The following is a 16,343-nucleotide window of genomic DNA, read 5'->3' as shown; positions in this document are numbered from 1 at the left end:
TTAAGATGCTTTCTCTTTTAACTTGTTTAAATAGTTCAGTGCGTCCTGCATTGTGTCCACAGGAACGATTTTCATATTACTTTTAATATCTTTTGCTGTTTTCACTGCATTTTTGTAGTCTGAATTTGGATCACCTTTATCGTTTGGTGCAAAGAAGATATCTTTTCCTGCTTTATCTGCTGCAACAACCTTTTGATCTATTCCGCCAATTGGCCCGACCGTACCATCAGCGTCAATCGTTCCAGTCCCTGCAATCGCATAGCCATGTGTTTCGTCTTCTTTTGTCAGCTGGTTATAAATTTCAAGTGACATCATTAAACCTGCCGACGGGCCGCCGATATTTTCAATATCGACCTTAATGGAAGGCGAGACTTTCACATTTCGGTCTGTAAATAATGATACGCCAATTCCAACTCGGTTCGGCTCTTCTTTAAAAGGTTTTAACTTCACTTTCTGCGTGATATCCTTGCCGTTTCGTTCAAGGACAAAACGGACAGATGTACCAGCTTTTTGACGGCTGATATACGACACCATTTTATCAGCAGAATCATACGTCTTGCCATCAACGCTTTTAATCCGGTCGCCCACTTCAATTTTGCCATAAGCAGGCATGCCTTTCATGACGTAGCTCGCATATACCCCATTAAACGTATAATCTACTTTTTTGCCTGCTTTTGTATACGCTGCAATCATGGCATTTTCTTGAGAGCTTTTCATCAGCTGAAGCTGTCTTTTCATATAATCTTCATCCGACTCTCCGTCCGCTTTAATATTTTCTTCTGGGACGATCTCGTCATATTTATTCATTTTCGCAAGTAAATACGTATACGGATTGGCTGGACCTACTTTTATCGTCATAAGAGAGAAGCTGCCCTTCTCGCCGTATCCACCGTCCACTTGAATGTGAGGGGCAATCTCTGTTGCATCACCCGGCTTTGTCACGTAATACGGCAGTTTAACAAAAGTTAAGCCAAATAAGACAAGAACAACGACAAAAAAGCTGAGCCAGCGAATATTCAATTTTTTCATTCGATTAACACTCCCATTTATCAATGACATCTTTCAGTTTACCTGCTAGTTGATCTGCGGCGAGCTCACCAGCTTCAATCATCTCCTGAACCTGGGTGAACGAACTAGAGCTAAATGTTTCAAGCCTCGGCCGGATCATGAGATCTGCATGAATGGTTTGATGACGGACCAATTCATTTTGAAGGATGTCCAAACTTTGCATAATCACATCCGATAATCTCGTCGCCTTTTCTGTTTTTTTCACCCTTGATACATCAGAGGCGATAATAAGGTCTGCGCCCATTTCTTTTAAAACAGACACAGGAATGCGGTCAACAACCGCTCCATCCACTAGCTGTCTGCCGCCCATATCGTGAGGAACAAACACGCCTGGAATGCTGATGCTTGCTCTGACTGCTTGTGAGACAGACCCTTCTTTAAACACAACCTTCTCCCCTGTTTCGAGGTCACAGGCAACCACCGCAAGGGGCATTCTTAATTCTTCGAATGTTTTCCCATATGTAAACGTGTGAATCAGCTGCAAAATTCGATTTCCTTTTAAAAGACCGATTTTTGGCAGTGTATAGTCAGCATAATACTTTCTTCTGAAGACAAGTGCAAGTTTTTTCATTTTTTCTACGTCTTGTCCTGCCGCATAAAAGCTCCCAACAAGTGCGCCAATACTGCTTCCAGCAATCATATCTACCTGTATTCCTTGCTTCTCAAGACTAGACAATACCCCGATATGCGCCATTCCCCTCGCACCCCCGGAGCCTAGTGCAAGCCCGATGATCGGTCGCTTCATGAAAATCCACCCTCCTCTTTCTATGCATATATACGAATCTATAGGTCTAAACATGCCCCTACTGCTCGTATAGTAATAGAAGACAGGCTCGGCTAGTTTCTTTTTCTAATATCACGAGCTCGCCAATAGATCATAACGGCAAGGGGCGAAATCTCCATGAAAAAATGGAACACTCTGTTCATCGCTGCTTTTTTTATTTTTTTAACAGCCACTGTGATTACACATCCACAAGCCTCTTTGCAAGCGTCAAAAAATGGACTTGCAATGTGGTGGGAGGTTGTATTTCCATCATTGCTTCCTTTTTTTATTTTGTCCGAGCTATTAATTAGTTTCGGGATTGTCAGATTTGTCGGGGTATTATTAGAGCCATTTATGCGCCCCATCTTCCGGGTGCCGGGTGTAGGCGGATTTGTACTGGCTATGGGAATGGCTTCAGGGTTTCCTTCTGGTGCGAAATTAACGACAAGACTGAGGCAGGAAAGGCAGCTGACGCGGATCGAAGCAGAGCGTCTCGTTTCCTTTACAAATTCATCAAATCCATTGTTTATTTTCGGTGCGGTGGCTGTTGGTTTTTTTCATCACCCAGCTTTAGGCATTGTACTCGCCAGCGCTCATTATTTAGGGAATCTCGCTGTTGGTGTGACGATGCGCGCGTATAAAGCGCGGCATGATGCACACCTAAGAAGCCGCAAGAAGTTTTTATTCCCGCCGTTTAAAGAGGCATTCAATGCTCTTCATACAGCAAGACTCGCAGAGAAAAGACCGCTCGGCCAAATTTTAAGTGATGCAGTCATGTCATCAGTCCAAACACTCTTTATGATTGGCGGCTTTATTATCTTATTTTCTGTGTTTAGCAAAATGCTGTCAGTTGTCCATGTGACAGACCTTTTATCCATCGGGCTCGGATATATGCTGCAAACGATGCATCTTCCGCCAGAATTAGACCTTGCCATGATTGCCGGTTTATTTGAAATCACATTAGGAAGCCAGATGGCGGGGTCACAGGAAGTCACCCTTCTCGCTAAAACCATTGTCGTCAGCTTTATTTTAGGATTCAGCGGGTTTTCTGTTCAAGCCCAAGTCGCCGGCATTTTGGCGGCAACCGATATCCGCTTTAAACCGTTTTTCTTCGCCCGTTTGCTTCACGGAATTTATGCAGCTGTTTTTGCCTTTTTATTATTCAAGCCTCTTTATGTCTCTCGATCAGACATGGCTCTCCCAGCGGGTGCCTTTGATGCAGGCCAGCAGGTCGTCATGTTCAGCAGCGTGGTTTGGAATCAGCTTGTGACAGCTGGTCCTTTGATCACACTTTGCAGCTTGATTGTGTATATCGCACTGTACTATCGGAAATTAAAAAATGGATGAGTGCTGGGTGCACTCATCCATTAAATTTTTCCTTCAGCGCTGCTTCTACCTCTTTTGGTACAAGATCTTTGACTGCCCCATGATATTTCGCTACTTCTTTGACAATACTGGAGCTTAAGAAGGAATATTGATTGTTGGTCATCATAAAAAACGTTTCAATTTCATCGTCTAACACTTTGTTCATTGAGGTGCCTTGCATCTCATACTCAAAGTCCGTCACAGCCCTTAATCCTCGTAAAATGACTTTGGCTTCTTTTTGCTTTGCATAATCAACAAGCAGGCCGTGAAACGATTCAACTTTGATATTTGGCAGCTCCTTCGTCGCTTGGCGAATAAGCTCACACCGTTCTTCAACAGTAAATAACGGTTTTTTAGATGAGTTATTTAATACACATACATACACTTCATCAAAAATCTTTGCACCTCTTTTGATGATATCCAAATGCCCCAATGTAACTGGATCGAAGCTGCCCGGACAAACGGCTATGTTCCCCATGCTAATTTCCCCGCTTTCTATAAATCGTAATACCAGTCAATCCGTACAGTTCCTGTCTTGTGATGTGAAGCTGTCCTGCTTCTTCTGGCAGCTTCACGTCTTTATCATGCTCACACACGATCACGCCGTCATCTGTTAACAAGGCGTGCTCGTCAATCATTTCAAGAAGTGCTTTTAGCTGTTGATCTTTATAGGGCGGATCAAGGAAAATGGCTTGAAAGGATTCCTTTCGTTTCACAACGGCTGCAAGTGCACGCTTTGCTTCATTTCGAAACACTTCACTTTGATCCATTAGCGACAATTGATTCAGGTTTCCTTTAATCGTCTGAATCGCCTTTATATCTCGATCAACAAATATGCAATGATCGAATCCTCTAGAAAGCGCTTCAATCCCTAAACCACCGCTTCCTGCAAATAAATCAAGAGCCCATCCGCCATCAAAATACGGGCCGATCATATTAAATATTGATTCTTTTACTTTATCTGTCGTCGGTCTTGTTGATTGACCTGGTACCGCTTTAAGTGTGCGGCCTTTTCTCGTTCCAGAGATGACTCTCATTTTTCCACCACTTTTTCTGCTTGCTTCTATTCGTCATTGTTTATGACAAAAAATTCAACATTATCTTACCACATCACTCCTCAAGGAACAATGCGCGGATATTCATTCATTTTCTATGTATAGATCAAGAAATCCGGGGTCATACTACTTATAACAGCATCTGATGTGGTGCTGTTGCCAACCGCGGAGAAGACTTACGTTTCCCCATAAGTTCTTCCTCCGGTTTCTCCTCTCCCTTTGCCTTCTCCTTAATGAATCATTAAGAATAGAAGGACCCCGCGGGTGATGCCGCGGGGATTTTTTTGTGTCTTTAAAAGCCCACCTTATAATCATACTCTTTTGCTTTGTCCAATTTGGATTCGTACTCTAATTTAATAAAAGGTTTATATGAAGGCTCAACACGTTTCACAAATGGTAACGAGCTGAGTTTAGCCATATGGCGCTCAAGATCATCCATATCACAATAGATCACGGCATATTTCATTTTCCTTGAAATATAGTGAACATTCCCGAATTTTCTTAGCGCTTTTGACTGCTTTAACGAATGCAGCCAGACAACCATCCCTTGACGTTTGGTTTCCATCTTTTCACCTGCCGCTTTTCAATTCTTTTCATTCATTATGTAAAAGACGAGACATTCAAGTCTCGTCAAGATACTTTACAGCCGCAGCTGCCACCTGATCCACAGCCGCCGCTGCATGATGATAGACCATCAAAATATGGGTTCCCTGTTGGAACTTTAATATATGCTGATACAGCTTGACCGATTTCAATACTAATCTCATCTAAGATGGATTGAATCGCTGTTTCTGCTTTTTTGAAATCAACCACTGTATCGTGAAGATCTAGCTTTCTTTTGACCTCACGCATTTCCTTTGAGATCGTTCTATAGTCCGGATGATACTTGCCGAACCGCTGCACATCCTCATACTGCTCTTTTACTTTTGTAAAATGGGCAATAATTTGTTGGGCTTCTTCGTCTTGCTGGAGACGCTTAAAGCAGTTGCGGTAATGTTCAGCCTCCTCCGACTGAAGAATCATGGCAGCCAATTGATTTGCTTCCTCTTGGAGCTCCACAGATTCGATTGTCGCATACATAAATGTTGCACCTCCAATTCATAGTTTACCACGAAACCTATGGATCAGAAAATGCTTTTACGTGACAAATACATCCCATGTTTCTCTTTTCTGTTTATATTCTGGATGACGGGAATTCAGCACAACGGTCATTTTATGCTTTCCTTTTGAAAGATGCTTGACCACAAATGCCGCGGTATACTCATTCCCTGCACGTTTCCCGTCTACATACACTGTAAAATATCCCGCCTTCTCGTTCTTTTTCAGACGCTCTGGCTGAAGATGAAAATCTTGAAGTGTACTTTCTATATAGACAGATGCCCCTTGCACTTTGTATTTCAAAAAGCCTTGCTGCTTCATTTCGCTTTGGGCTTGCTGCATGACTGGTACTGCTGGGTCTTGCTTAATCACTTGCTCTTCTCCATGTTGACTTTGACACCCGGTGACAAGAAAAAGCAATGCGCCTATTGACAGCATCCATTTCATCATCTGATTCTCCTTTCATCTACTTTTATAGGATGCTCAGGAAATAGACATCTTAATCAACTCAAAAAAAGCCTCAGCCGGCTCCATTTTGATTGCGCATTGCTTGGAACATTTGAATCATCATTTCAGCCATTTGGACGCTATTGCTCAACTGACTCACACGATGAGGAATGGTTTTTTCGTAAAAGTTCATTTTATCTAATTCAAAGGACGTTAGATTTTCAGGATGCCGCGTCAGCTGTCTGTACCAGATAGGACGCTGCCTTATGAATTTGATTCGCTCCTCTTCGGCCATGACAAATTCCTGTACTTCTTTTCGCACCAGAAGCATCCCCTTTCACTTAATCTTTCCTGAAGGAGAATGGGTGCTGACTGCCTCCAGATGAACCTTTCTTTGAACCATTGGATGAAAATTGGCCGAGTAAGCTTTGTAAAGAGGAAATAGACTGGCTCATTTTGTTAATCTGTTCATTCATTTGATCAGCGTCCATTTTTTTCACAGCAGAAACCATTTTAGACATAAAATCTGCTTTTCCTGTTTCACTTGGCTTAGAGGCTTTTTCTTCTTTCGCATCTTCAGATTTCAATTGCCGGTAAGGTGACCACATCTCATCTTCCTCACCAAACATGACCCAATTCTCGTATACACTTTGCCAGCTTTTTTCTTGCGATTGCACTTCTTGAATTAACTTCGGATGGCGTCTGACGAATTGTTTAAATTCATCAATGGATGTTTGTTTTTGCTTGTTTGTCATATCCTCACCCCCCATACAAATGCCTACTATACTATATACATCAGCATCTGTTTTGGTGAGCCTCTTTTTAACCATCAAAAAAGCAGCTGCGACCATGCAGCTGCTTTCGTTTAAGATGTTTTCTTGATGAAATTTTGGGTGTAATATTTTTCTTTTACCCCTACGCCAAGATGCGTGTAATCTTTATTTAATAACGCCTTCCTGTGACCTTCACTATTGAGCCAGCCCTCTACCGCTGCGGGTCCATCGACATAGTTATAAGCAATGTTTTCACCTGCGAGCTGAAAGCCCACCTCGCCTCTTTCTAACCGGTCTTTCAGCGTACCGTATTTTTTAGATTCATGGGAGAAATAATGATTCTCTTTCATGTCCTCACTATGCATGAAGGCCACTTCAGAGGTTTCATCATCCCACTTTAAGATCGGCAGGTTGTACTTATGGCGGATAATATTGGTCATATCAAAAATTTGTTTTTGACTGGAAGCTTCGATATCTTTCCACTTTTCACCTGATATCGCCTCAGGTTCTATCAATTGACCTCGATAGACCACCTCATACGGCTTTTGTTTCACAAATGTATCTGCGTTGAAGGCCCTGATACTTGAAAGGGTGCTTTCAAACTTATCCATGTAAAGCTGAACATACACATCATCTCCCACTTTCACAGTGGGTCTTGTATTCATATCATCTTCTGAGAATTCAAAGCGGTATGAATTTTGTTCATCCTCTACATGAATGTAAGGTGCAATTTGTGTTTTCTTAAATACTTCACTTGTGGCTTGACCGATTTTAAACGGTTCTACATTCAGTCCGTCTCCTGTTGCAAACAAGGTCACCACTTTACTATCCTTTACCCCTACTTGAATATAGTGCTTCTTCGATTGGTTGTAAATCCACCAGTCATAATCATATGCGGAAGGATCAATGCGATCTGGTTCTCCCAGCTGTTTAAGCACTTCGTTTGAAGATTTCCCCATAAAGGACATGAGTCCCTTTTTTGGGATGTTGATCGGCTTATCGCTAGATGTTTCTTCATTAGACACCTTCGGTTCATTGCTGTTTTCTTTTTCTGGTGAAGATCCATATTGAATAAACAGAACGTACGTTCCAGATATAATCAGGAGGATGAGGAGTGTTTTGAGCACAGTTTTCAAATAAACACCTCCGTTAAATTGGCAAGGTACAAAAAGTACCTTCTACTGTCATTTAAACAAAACTTGCTCCATTTATCAACGACAATACAGCCTATTTAACACGAATTTAAAATATGCCCCTCTTAATGAAGAAATCCTTGTCCATGATCTTGATCCTGTTGAGAGATTTCTGTCAGTGCCTCTCCCGCGCGATCATTTGATAAATCTTCGACTGATAAATCTCCTAGAGCGACAATCCCTGTTAATGCGCCGTTTTTAACAACAGGAATGCGGCGGAGCTGATGCTCTGACATGAGCCGGACAATTTCTTCAAGTGTTGCATCTTCTTCAGCTGTTAGTACTTCCTTTGTCATCAGCGAGCCCACTTCCTGTGAGTTTGGCTTCTTTTCTGCAATGCCTCTAAGCACAAGGTCACGGTCTGTCACTATCCCAACGAGCTGATCTCCGTCAACCACTGGAATGGCACCGATATCAGCATCTCTCATTTTGACTGCTGCTTCATACGTATTGTCATCTTGCTGACATGTCACTACTTTTTTTGTCATAATATCTTTGATTTTTTTCGTTTTCACGTTGATTCCTCCATCCGTTATTTTCTTTATTACTGTAACCAGCTTATAAAAGAACATACCTTTCACAGTTGAAAGTTTAACGCTTTCATACTATGATTGTCAGTAAAGGGAAATTTTATAAGGAGGGGTTTTGGGTGAAGTTTGAAGGTACGGGGATTGAAGAGGTATCAGCTGACTTAAATAAATTAGATTTCATTATGGAAAGCGAAGGATTTGTACGAGCCGATCAATGGGATTATGAGCGTGTGACGTACGACAGAAAGTACAGCATGGTAGAGGGAACCTTTTATTTACGGATTTCCGGCTACGCTACTGAAGGAGATGTCGGTGCCAAAAAGGCACACATTCAGCTTCTAACACCATTACTTGGAAAACACTATTATCCACATGGCGTTGAATACGGCGAAGGCGAAGAATTCCCTAAGTCTCTCATCCAATCGAGCAAAAAAACACTTGCACAGCTGAAGGAAAAACTAGAAGCCATGACGGCTGAAGCATAAAACAAAGGGCTAAAATATTCTTTATTTTAGCCCTAGATGAAAGCACAGCCAGATGGCTGTGCTTTTTTTATTCATATTTCGGAATAAGCGCATCTGGTACGGCATCTTTCGCTCTTTCTTTTCTTGCCCAGTCAAAGAAGACAACAGCAAGAATAGAGCCGTACACAATCTCCTGAATAATTTTCATTAAAATGGCACCTAGCTGCTGATCCTCTAGCAGCGGCAAGGTGTGGAACATATCAGGGCCAGTGAGAGCAAGGCCAGCAAGCATATCACTTGGCACACATAAATGCAGTGCTTGTATCCAGGCGCCTGCATCTGAATAGGTTGCATAAATCGGTGCCTCACTAAACATGATGAGTGCGCAGGCCGGAGTCATCAATATCCCGTCTGCCATGATATATCCAAGCTTCAAAATGCCTGTGATCTGCGGCTGACTTTGGACTTTATGGACAAGCGGCCACCACATGAAAAAGGCAGCGATAAAAATAACCACCGTCATCAATGCGTGGTAAAACGGATCTGTTTTCACAAAATCAAACACAAGCGGAATGTGATACAGCGAAAACAATCCGTTAAATCCAAGCAGTGCAATTAAAGGTTTGGAAAACAAACGGAAAACAGCTTGAATACCTGGTGTTTGAATGATCCGCTCCCATATGGCTGGAGGCAATCCTGTAATAAGGAGAGGCGGGATGACTAGGTATAGCACCGCCATTTGCGTCATATGTGCACTAAACATAATATGCCCCATTAAATCAATTGGGCTCCCTTTCACAGCATATAACAGAACAAGCCCCGTCAGAAATAACGTTTTCTCTTTCACCGTCGCACGGTGCTTTCCCTTTGTCACAAGAAGCAGATAAAGAGCAGCTGCTATCACAATACAAGTCAAATAATAAGGGCTCCATAATGCCCGAAATCCGAATATTTCTAAGTTCTCCATTGCTGCGCCTCCTTCAAGGGCAAAGCGGGTTTACCACCATATAATGGTCAAAAAGGCTAATACGGTAATAAACGCAACAAACACACCTGAGTATAGAAACAAGGCGGGTGTTTCATGCCCTTTTTGGTTCATGTGCATAAAATAATAAAGCTGAAAAGCTACCTGAATGCCTGCAAGCAGTAAAATAAATGGTACTGCGAACCAATTTCCAACGTCTTCTGAGGCGATCGTTAAAAACGCAACAAATGTTAATCCAATCATCAAGCCGAAGGAAATGAGCTGATGCTTCATTTCCTCGGCATTTTTCTTTTTACGATATACAAGATCGACTTTGGACTGATTTGTGTTTTTATTTCCCATTCTTATCCCACCATTCCCATTAAATATACAACGGTAAAGATGAAGACCCACACAACATCAATGAAGTGCCAATAGAGACTTGCCACATAATATTTCGGCGCATTGTATAAATCAAGTCCGCGTCTCATATTTCGAATCATAAGAGCGGTAATCCAGCAAAGTCCGAAGGCAACGTGAGCTCCGTGAGTTCCTACAAGTGTATAGAAGGAAGAACCAAGAGCTGAGCTGGTAATCGTAAACTCATACGCATGCACATAGTGATAAAACTCATAAATCTCAACCCCTAAAAATCCAGCACCTAAAAGGACCGTGATACCAAGCCAAAGCTGCATCTTTTTAAAGGCAAAGTTTTTCATATGATACATGGCATACACACTCGTTAAACTGCTCGTTAATAGAAGCATTGTGGCAATAAAGACAAGTGTGAGGTCAAACATATCAGTTGTTTTTGCTCCGCCTGCATTTGAGTTTTTCAGCGCCAAATAAGTGGCGAAAAGCGATGCAAACAGAACGGTTTCTCCTCCAAGAAACAGCCAGAACCCGACAAACTTATTCTTCCCTTCTAACGTGGCCTTCTCAGGAGAAGCCGGAAAGGTTTCCGCCGTCATTTTTTGTGGTTCCATTATGCTTTCACCCCTTTATCATCGTCGTCAGTCAAATCTTCTTTGTGAATATGGTATCCATGATCATCTTTCAGAGACCTAACCAGCATGGTCGCAAACGTAATGCCAAGACCAATGAAGATCACCGGAAGCCCCCAGCTGTGCTCTTGACGATACATGAAACCAAACGCTGACACAAATAGACCGAATGAGATAATGACAGGCAAGATGGAGTTATTCGGCATGTGAATATCATCGAGCGGTTCAGATGCTGTCATTCCTTTTTTACCATCCATTTTTTCAATCCATAATGGATCTAGTCCTCTGACAAGCGGAAGCTGTTTAAAGTTGTATTCTGGCGGAGGCGAAGACACTGCCCATTCAAGTGTTCTTCCATCTCCCCAAGGATCGCTCGATACACCCTCCCCTTTGGCTGTTGTCCAGATGATATTAATCAGCATGATCACAACAGCTACAAACATAAACAGTGCCCCAATCGTACTGATCAAGTTCCCAAGCTCGAGACCCTGACCTGGCAGGAATGTAAAGACCCGGCGCGGCATGCCCCATAGACCGAGAAAATGCTGGATAAAGAAAGTTAAATGGAAACCGATGAAAAACAGCACAAAGCCAATTTTTCCAAGCTTCTCATTCAGTATTTTTCCAAACATCTTCGGCCACCAGTAATGCACACCTGCTAGAATACCGAATACAACCCCGCCGATAATGACGTAATGGAAATGCGCCACAACAAAATACGTATCATGGAACTGATAATCCGCTGCAGCTGCCGCAAGCATGACCCCAGTTACCCCGCCAAGTAAGAACGACGGAATAAAGGCAACAGAATAAAGCATCGGCGTTGTAAACTTCACATTACCGCCCCATATCGTGAGCAGCCAGTTGAATACTTTAATTCCTGTTGGCACCGCAATTGCCATGGTCGCTACAGCAAAGATCGCATTGGCGATAGGTCCAAGCCCCGTAGTGAACATGTGATGCGCCCATACCATGAATCCAAGGAAACCAATCAATACAGTAGCGAACACCATGGACGAGTAACCAAACAATCTTTTTCTTGCAAACACCGGAATGATCTCAGAGAAGATTCCGAATGCCGGCAGGATCAAGATATATACTTCCGGGTGTCCGAAAATCCAGAACAAATGCTCCCAGATGATTGTATTTCCTCCAAGCTCTGGATTGAAAAAGCTCGTGTCAAACATTCTATCAAGCATCAGCATCGCAAGCCCTGCTGTCAGCGGCGGGAATGCGAATAAAATAAGTGCAGAGGCGACAAATGTCGTCCAAGTAAAGAGCGGCATTCTCATATACGTCATGCCAGGCGCTCTCATATTAATAATCGTTGCAAGAAAGTTAATCCCGGCAATCAGCGTACCAATACCCGCAATCTGCAAACCTAAAATATAGAAATCCATTCCATGCCCTTCTGAATTCAGCGTGAGCGAAGCGTATGCAGTCCAGCCAGCATCAGGTGCTCCGCCCATAAACCATCCAAGGTTTAAGAAAATTCCTCCGAAAAAGAATAACCAAAAACCAAGTGAATTCACAAACGGAAATGCTACGTCACGTGCACCAATTTGAATTGGTACAACCGCATTCATTAATGCAAATAAAAGCGGCATAGCTGCAAGGAAAATCATTGTCGTTCCATGCATCGTCATGATTTCATTGTAAACCCCTGCACTGACAAAATCACTTTCAGGGATGGCTAGCTGAATACGGATAAACATCGCTTCTATCCCGCCAACCAAAAAGAAAAATCCCCCTGCCACTAAATATAATATGGCAATTTTTTTGTGGTCAACCGTTGTCAAGTAATCCCATAAGACAGCGCCAAACCCCCGCTTTTTAGCTATTGTACTCACCATGAAATCCCCCTCTTATCTCCCATTTGCCCCTTTTCATATAGATGTCTTTCTTCACGATCCTTTAAGCAGACTATGTCTGACAGATGACGGCTTCTCGGTTGTAGAGACATATTCGGGAGCTCTTAACAAAAACTTCACATTGATCACATACCCTCTTGAATATTTGCTCTAGGCGTTACTCGATTCTAAGACCTTTTAAATACTCGTAAAGTGCATCTGCTTCTGAGTCATTTAATTTAGGGTACGTTCCTGTCATTTTATTACCTGGTTTAAAGCTTTCCGGATCTTTCAGCCATGCTTTCACATTTTCTTTGTTCATGTCTTTGATTCCAGCTACTTTCGTTCGCTCTCCGAAGGTCGCAAGGTTTGGTGCTGTCCTTGCTGCTTCCGGCCGCTTGTCACCAGGCTCTACTGCGTGACAGCTTAAGCAGTTTTTCTCTTTAAATAGCTTTTCACCCTCTAAAGCGAGATCCTTTGTGGATTCAGGCTTCTTGTAATCAGCCATTTTTTTCGTCCATCCTAAGAACTCATCTTGAGAAAGCGTTTTAACTTTAAAGTCCATTAAAGCATGTGACGGCCCGCAAAGCTCCGCACATTTCCCGTAGAAATATTCCCCTGCATCTTTCGTTCGTTTCGAGTCAAAGGTTAAATAAAATTTGTTCTCATTATCTGTGTTTGTATCAATTTTACCGCCAGCCGATGGAATCCAGAATGAGTGTTTGACATCGGATGCTTTCAGCTTAAAATACACCTTTTGATCTGTTGGTACGATCAATTCCTGACTTGTGACAATCCCATAATCAGGGTATTCAAATTCCCACCAATATAGGCTGGCTCTTACATTAACAACAAGTGTCTTTTCAGGATCTCGTTTTTTCTTATCCATAGCGCTTGTGTCCCCTAGTTCAAGCGTGTATGCAACAACAGGTACAACGAGAATAATGAGTAGAAGAATCGGAATCGCTGTCCATGTGATTTCCAAGTTGCGGTTCCCTTCCACCTGCTTTGGAATCGTATCTTCTCCCACTTTAGAACGTTTGAATTTAATGATGACGTAAAAGAAAATGATCGATACAACAATGACGACAAGAACCATAATAAGTGTACTCAGTACCGTTAGGAAAAACTGTTTATCTGCTACTTCCCCAACTGGCTTGAGTGTTGATAAGTATGGTTCACCACAGCCCGCCAAAACGAGCGTCAGTAAGAGAAACAGTGAATAAACACGCCATTTTCTTATCATAATTTGTCCCAACCCCTTTTGCTTGATCTCCTTTGCCTTTCGCTTTTTACCTCTTATTTATAAAATCACTTCTCACCCATCTATAACCCCCGCCTCTTATAAAAGCACTTACATTTCCTCTTTTCATAAAAAAATGATGTTTTTACTCAAAATACCATCTATGTATAAACAGAAAGCCGCCTAAATAGAACTGAATATCAGGCGGCTTTCATAGTTGTTAGAAAATGTTGTGTTATAAGATATAGCCATTGTTTTGTTGTGATCAAAGTGTATTTCACTCTAGAATAGTGTAATAATAATCATCGCTACGAAAAAGATGGTTAAGTAGTTTAATGAATAAACGAACATGAGCGTCGACCACTTCATGATGTCTTTCATTTTAAAGCCCATAAGGCCAATAACAAGCCATCCAATATTAAGCAATGTACCAAGTGCGACAATCGGCCATCCTAATCCACCTAAGAAAAATGGAAGCGGTAGAAGACATGCTGTCCAAATGATGATCTGACGTTTTGTGACTTCAAAGCCGTAAACAACTGGCAGCATTGGAATGCCCGCCTTACGGTAATCTTCCGTTTTCTTAATCGCAAGTGACAGGAAGTGCGGGATTTGCCAAATGAACATAATCATAAACAAAACCCAAGCCGTTGTGTCGATTGTACCTGTGACAGCTGTCCAGCCGATTAATGGCGGAACCGCGCCAGATACACTTCCGATAACTGTATTGATGGTGTAATGGCGTTTAGACCACATGGTGTAAAGAACCGCATAAGTAAAGACTCCAATAAATCCAATCACTGCTGATGTAATGGTTGTCATCAGAAGCATAATGAGTCCTAATACAACAAGCAGAATGCCAAATGCATACGCTTGCCCCGGCTGAATTTTACCTGTAACCGTCGGTCTTGTTTTTGTTCTTTCCATTAATATATCAATATCACGGTCAAACGCATTATTAATTGCGCATGAACCGGCAATAATAAGAGAAGAACCAATCATTGTTAACAGCACAATATCAAGATTTCCAAGAAAACTCATACCTGTAAAATAAAAAGCAAGCCACATTCCAGTAAATGTCGTAATGAAATTGGAATTGACGATGCCCATTTTAATCAGAGCAAGAAAATCTTTCCACGCTGTTGTTTCTTCTATTTGTCCATGAATAGCTGCTTCCGCGGCTGTTTTGGAATTTGCCAATGTGTATAACCTCCCTTGCCCAAACCTTCAAACGAACGAATGACACGTAAAATCATTACAACTCTATCATACAAGATAAACAGCTGTAAAAAAACATCCTATTAAATAATAAACGACAAACTTGAAGTTATTTGTGAACTTTTCGTGAATTTATTAGGATATATGTGTGTTTCAGAAGGCGGTGCAAAATGAAATATTCTCTCCTCTATTTCTATCAGACTGTCAAAGAAAGATCAAGCACTCTAAATCTGTAAACTTTGTGAACTGACATATCATTTTTTTGTGAACTTTGGTCATTATGAATTGCAACAGAACACGCATTTGGCTTAAACTTGAGAGCATGTGAGGTTTTCATTTACATCAGAAGTTTTTTAGAGAAGGTGAAATAATTTGATGAAATTTGCTTTAAGGCTATTGAGCGTGATCACAACGTTTGTGATGCTGATCGTGCTGATTGGCGGTGCGCTTGTGACGAAAACCGGTTCGGGTCTTGGCTGCGGTAGACAGTGGCCCCTTTGCCACGGTCGTTTCTTTCCTGAAATGAACCCCGCTTCCATCATCGAATGGAGTCACCGCATGTCAACAGGGGTTTCCACCATTCTTGTTCTGGCACTGGCGGTCTTATGCTGGAAAAAAATTAGTCCAGTATTCCGTGAAACCAAATTTTTGGTCATCATGTCCATTATATTTTTAATGCTTCAAGCGCTGTTAGGAGCTCTTGCCGTCGTATTTGGTTCTAACGCACTTGTGATGGCACTGCACTTCGGTATTTCACTCATTTCATTTGCTTCAGTATTACTGCTTGCACTTCTTGTCTTTGAAGCAACCAGATCTGAAACAAAGCTTGTGAAGCCGCTTCATATCGGCAAAAAAATGCAGTTCCATATTTATGGGTTGATCACGTATACGTATATCGTGGTATATACGGGCGCTTATGTGAGACATACAAAGTCAAGCCTTGCTTGTTCTGTCTTCCCGTTTTGTTCAAAAGACGGTGCGCTTCCAGCGTATTTTAATCAGTGGGTTCAAATGTCTCACCGAGCAGCAGCACTTCTTTTATTCGTCTGGATATTTGTCGCTATGTTCCATGCCATAAAACATTATAAAGAACAGAAGCAGCTGTATTATGGATGGATTATCTCAGCCATTCTGATTACACTTCAAGCCATTTCAGGTGTGATGTCTGTTTATTCTCAGCTTGCACTTGGTTACGCGCTGGCTCATTCATTCTTTATTTCTTGTTTGTTTGGGGTGCTATGCTACTTCTGCTTACTTATTGCCCGGTTTAAATATGAAAGCAAAGAGCCATTTAGATAAAAATTGTAT

The 16,343-nt window shown here is 41.9% G+C and carries 20 protein-coding genes; 3 read left to right on the top strand and 17 right to left on the bottom strand.

Going from position 1 to position 16,343, the window contains the following annotated elements:
• Positions 1 to 1,029 (bottom strand): SepM family pheromone-processing serine protease, encoded by a 1,029-nt coding sequence (locus tag MHB41_RS07250; protein WP_024426920.1) that lies wholly within the window; start codon positions 1,027 to 1,029, stop codon positions 1 to 3.
• Positions 1,030 to 1,033: 4 nt separating this feature from the next.
• Complete coding sequence (locus tag MHB41_RS07245) at positions 1,034 to 1,813, bottom strand: patatin-like phospholipase family protein (protein ID WP_024426919.1); 780 nt, start codon at positions 1,811 to 1,813, stop codon at positions 1,034 to 1,036.
• Positions 1,814 to 1,969: 156 nt separating this feature from the next.
• Between MHB41_RS07245 and ylbJ the strand changes: the two genes are divergently transcribed.
• Positions 1,970 to 3,178 (top strand): sporulation integral membrane protein YlbJ, encoded by a 1,209-nt coding sequence (gene ylbJ, locus MHB41_RS07240; RefSeq protein ID WP_029707660.1) that lies wholly within the window; start codon positions 1,970 to 1,972, stop codon positions 3,176 to 3,178.
• A gap of 13 nt (positions 3,179 to 3,191) precedes the next feature.
• Here ylbJ and coaD read toward each other — a convergent pair whose 3' ends face one another.
• From coaD to MHB41_RS07195, 9 genes are all read right to left on the bottom strand, one after another.
• The gene (gene coaD, locus MHB41_RS07235) at positions 3,192 to 3,674 is read right to left on the bottom strand and encodes a pantetheine-phosphate adenylyltransferase (RefSeq protein ID WP_024426917.1); all 483 of its coding nucleotides are present in this window, start codon (positions 3,672 to 3,674) and stop codon (positions 3,192 to 3,194) included.
• A gap of 1 nt (position 3,675) precedes the next feature.
• Complete coding sequence (gene rsmD, locus MHB41_RS07230; protein WP_267542789.1) at positions 3,676 to 4,263, bottom strand: 16S rRNA (guanine(966)-N(2))-methyltransferase RsmD; 588 nt, start codon at positions 4,261 to 4,263, stop codon at positions 3,676 to 3,678.
• Positions 4,264 to 4,543: 280 nt separating this feature from the next.
• Positions 4,544 to 4,816, bottom strand: a complete 273-nt coding sequence (locus MHB41_RS07225) for a YlbG family protein (protein WP_024424276.1) — start codon at positions 4,814 to 4,816, stop codon at positions 4,544 to 4,546.
• A gap of 65 nt (positions 4,817 to 4,881) precedes the next feature.
• On the bottom strand, positions 4,882 to 5,331 hold the full coding sequence (locus MHB41_RS07220; protein WP_061109802.1) for a YlbF family regulator: 450 nt from the start codon (positions 5,329 to 5,331) through the stop codon (positions 4,882 to 4,884).
• A 57-nt stretch (positions 5,332 to 5,388) separates the two neighbouring features.
• Positions 5,389 to 5,796, bottom strand: a complete 408-nt coding sequence (locus MHB41_RS07215) for a hypothetical protein (RefSeq protein ID WP_061109801.1) — start codon at positions 5,794 to 5,796, stop codon at positions 5,389 to 5,391.
• A 73-nt stretch (positions 5,797 to 5,869) separates the two neighbouring features.
• The gene (locus MHB41_RS07210; RefSeq protein WP_024424278.1) at positions 5,870 to 6,118 is read right to left on the bottom strand and encodes a YlbE-like family protein; all 249 of its coding nucleotides are present in this window, start codon (positions 6,116 to 6,118) and stop codon (positions 5,870 to 5,872) included.
• Between the two features lie 19 nt (positions 6,119 to 6,137).
• The gene (locus MHB41_RS07205; RefSeq protein ID WP_061109800.1) at positions 6,138 to 6,551 is read right to left on the bottom strand and encodes a YlbD family protein; all 414 of its coding nucleotides are present in this window, start codon (positions 6,549 to 6,551) and stop codon (positions 6,138 to 6,140) included.
• Between the two features lie 110 nt (positions 6,552 to 6,661).
• The gene (locus tag MHB41_RS07200) at positions 6,662 to 7,705 is read right to left on the bottom strand and encodes a CAP domain-containing protein (protein ID WP_024426913.1); all 1,044 of its coding nucleotides are present in this window, start codon (positions 7,703 to 7,705) and stop codon (positions 6,662 to 6,664) included.
• Positions 7,706 to 7,827: 122 nt separating this feature from the next.
• Positions 7,828 to 8,250 (bottom strand): CBS domain-containing protein, encoded by a 423-nt coding sequence (locus tag MHB41_RS07195; protein ID WP_029707658.1) that lies wholly within the window; start codon positions 8,248 to 8,250, stop codon positions 7,828 to 7,830.
• Positions 8,251 to 8,411: 161 nt separating this feature from the next.
• Between MHB41_RS07195 and MHB41_RS07190 the strand changes: the two genes are divergently transcribed.
• Positions 8,412 to 8,777 carry a YugN family protein gene (locus MHB41_RS07190; RefSeq protein WP_024426911.1) on the top strand — a complete coding sequence of 122 codons (366 nt, stop codon included), beginning with the start codon at positions 8,412 to 8,414 and terminating at the stop codon, positions 8,775 to 8,777.
• Between the two features lie 67 nt (positions 8,778 to 8,844).
• Here the strand turns inward: MHB41_RS07190 and ctaG are convergent, their stop codons facing one another.
• The 6 genes from ctaG to cyoE form a co-directional block, all read right to left on the bottom strand.
• On the bottom strand, positions 8,845 to 9,723 hold the full coding sequence (gene ctaG, locus MHB41_RS07185) for a cytochrome c oxidase assembly factor CtaG (protein ID WP_061109799.1): 879 nt from the start codon (positions 9,721 to 9,723) through the stop codon (positions 8,845 to 8,847).
• Positions 9,724 to 9,753: 30 nt separating this feature from the next.
• A complete protein-coding gene (gene ctaF / locus MHB41_RS07180; protein ID WP_024426910.1) occupies positions 9,754 to 10,083 on the bottom strand; it encodes a cytochrome c oxidase subunit IVB in 330 nt (109 codons plus the stop codon).
• A 2-nt stretch (positions 10,084 to 10,085) separates the two neighbouring features.
• Positions 10,086 to 10,709, bottom strand: a complete 624-nt coding sequence (gene ctaE, locus MHB41_RS07175) for a cytochrome c oxidase subunit III (RefSeq protein WP_087977219.1) — start codon at positions 10,707 to 10,709, stop codon at positions 10,086 to 10,088.
• Positions 10,706 to 12,577, bottom strand: coding sequence for a cytochrome c oxidase subunit I (gene ctaD, locus MHB41_RS07170; RefSeq protein ID WP_061109798.1), 1,872 nt, complete (start codon positions 12,575 to 12,577; stop codon positions 10,706 to 10,708). The genes ctaE and ctaD overlap by 4 nt, the downstream gene beginning before the upstream one ends.
• 175 nt (positions 12,578 to 12,752) lie before the next feature.
• Positions 12,753 to 13,820, bottom strand: coding sequence for a cytochrome c oxidase subunit II (coxB, locus tag MHB41_RS07165; RefSeq protein ID WP_061109797.1), 1,068 nt, complete (start codon positions 13,818 to 13,820; stop codon positions 12,753 to 12,755).
• 279 nt (positions 13,821 to 14,099) lie between these two features.
• Positions 14,100 to 15,017, bottom strand: coding sequence for a heme o synthase (cyoE, locus tag MHB41_RS07160; protein WP_034281660.1), 918 nt, complete (start codon positions 15,015 to 15,017; stop codon positions 14,100 to 14,102).
• A 393-nt stretch (positions 15,018 to 15,410) separates the two neighbouring features.
• Here cyoE and MHB41_RS07155 point away from each other — a divergent pair, with 393 nt between their 5' ends.
• Positions 15,411 to 16,334, top strand: a complete 924-nt coding sequence (locus MHB41_RS07155) for a heme A synthase (RefSeq protein WP_034281657.1) — start codon at positions 15,411 to 15,413, stop codon at positions 16,332 to 16,334.
• The last annotated feature ends 9 nt before the right edge of the window (positions 16,335 to 16,343 follow it).

The organism is Bacillus sp. FSL H7-0578 (assembly GCF_038630855.1).
Taxonomy (GTDB): domain Bacteria; phylum Bacillota; class Bacilli; order Bacillales; family Bacillaceae; genus Bacillus; species Bacillus safensis.
Note: the sequence above shows the minus strand (reverse complement) of the source record. Positions and strands in the feature narration are given on the sequence as shown.

Bases quoted from the DNA above. Each gene is read 5' to 3' on its own strand.
- MHB41_RS07195 (WP_029707658.1), bottom strand. From the start codon at position 8,250: ATGACAAAAAAAGTAGTGACATGTCAGCAAGATGACAATACGTATGAA.
- MHB41_RS07225 (WP_024424276.1), bottom strand. From the start codon at position 4,816: ATGGAAACCAAACGTCAAGGGATGGTTGTCTGGCTGCATTCGTTAAAG.
- ctaD (WP_061109798.1), bottom strand. From the start codon at position 12,577: ATGGTGAGTACAATAGCTAAAAAGCGGGGGTTTGGCGCTGTCTTATGG.
- MHB41_RS07220 (WP_061109802.1), bottom strand. From the start codon at position 5,331: ATGTATGCGACAATCGAATCTGTGGAGCTCCAAGAGGAAGCAAATCAA.
- MHB41_RS07215 (WP_061109801.1), bottom strand. From the start codon at position 5,796: ATGAAATGGATGCTGTCAATAGGCGCATTGCTTTTTCTTGTCACCGGG.
- MHB41_RS07205 (WP_061109800.1), bottom strand. From the start codon at position 6,551: ATGACAAACAAGCAAAAACAAACATCCATTGATGAATTTAAACAATTC.
- ylbJ (WP_029707660.1), top strand. From the start codon at position 1,970: ATGAAAAAATGGAACACTCTGTTCATCGCTGCTTTTTTTATTTTTTTA.
- MHB41_RS07245 (WP_024426919.1), bottom strand. From the start codon at position 1,813: ATGAAGCGACCGATCATCGGGCTTGCACTAGGCTCCGGGGGTGCGAGG.
- MHB41_RS07155 (WP_034281657.1), top strand. From the start codon at position 15,411: ATGAAATTTGCTTTAAGGCTATTGAGCGTGATCACAACGTTTGTGATG.
- coxB (WP_061109797.1), bottom strand. From the start codon at position 13,820: ATGATAAGAAAATGGCGTGTTTATTCACTGTTTCTCTTACTGACGCTC.
- coaD (WP_024426917.1), bottom strand. From the start codon at position 3,674: ATGGGGAACATAGCCGTTTGTCCGGGCAGCTTCGATCCAGTTACATTG.
- ctaG (WP_061109799.1), bottom strand. From the start codon at position 9,723: ATGGAGAACTTAGAAATATTCGGATTTCGGGCATTATGGAGCCCTTAT.
- MHB41_RS07250 (WP_024426920.1), bottom strand. From the start codon at position 1,029: ATGAAAAAATTGAATATTCGCTGGCTCAGCTTTTTTGTCGTTGTTCTT.
- ctaF (WP_024426910.1), bottom strand. From the start codon at position 10,083: ATGGGAAATAAAAACACAAATCAGTCCAAAGTCGATCTTGTATATCGT.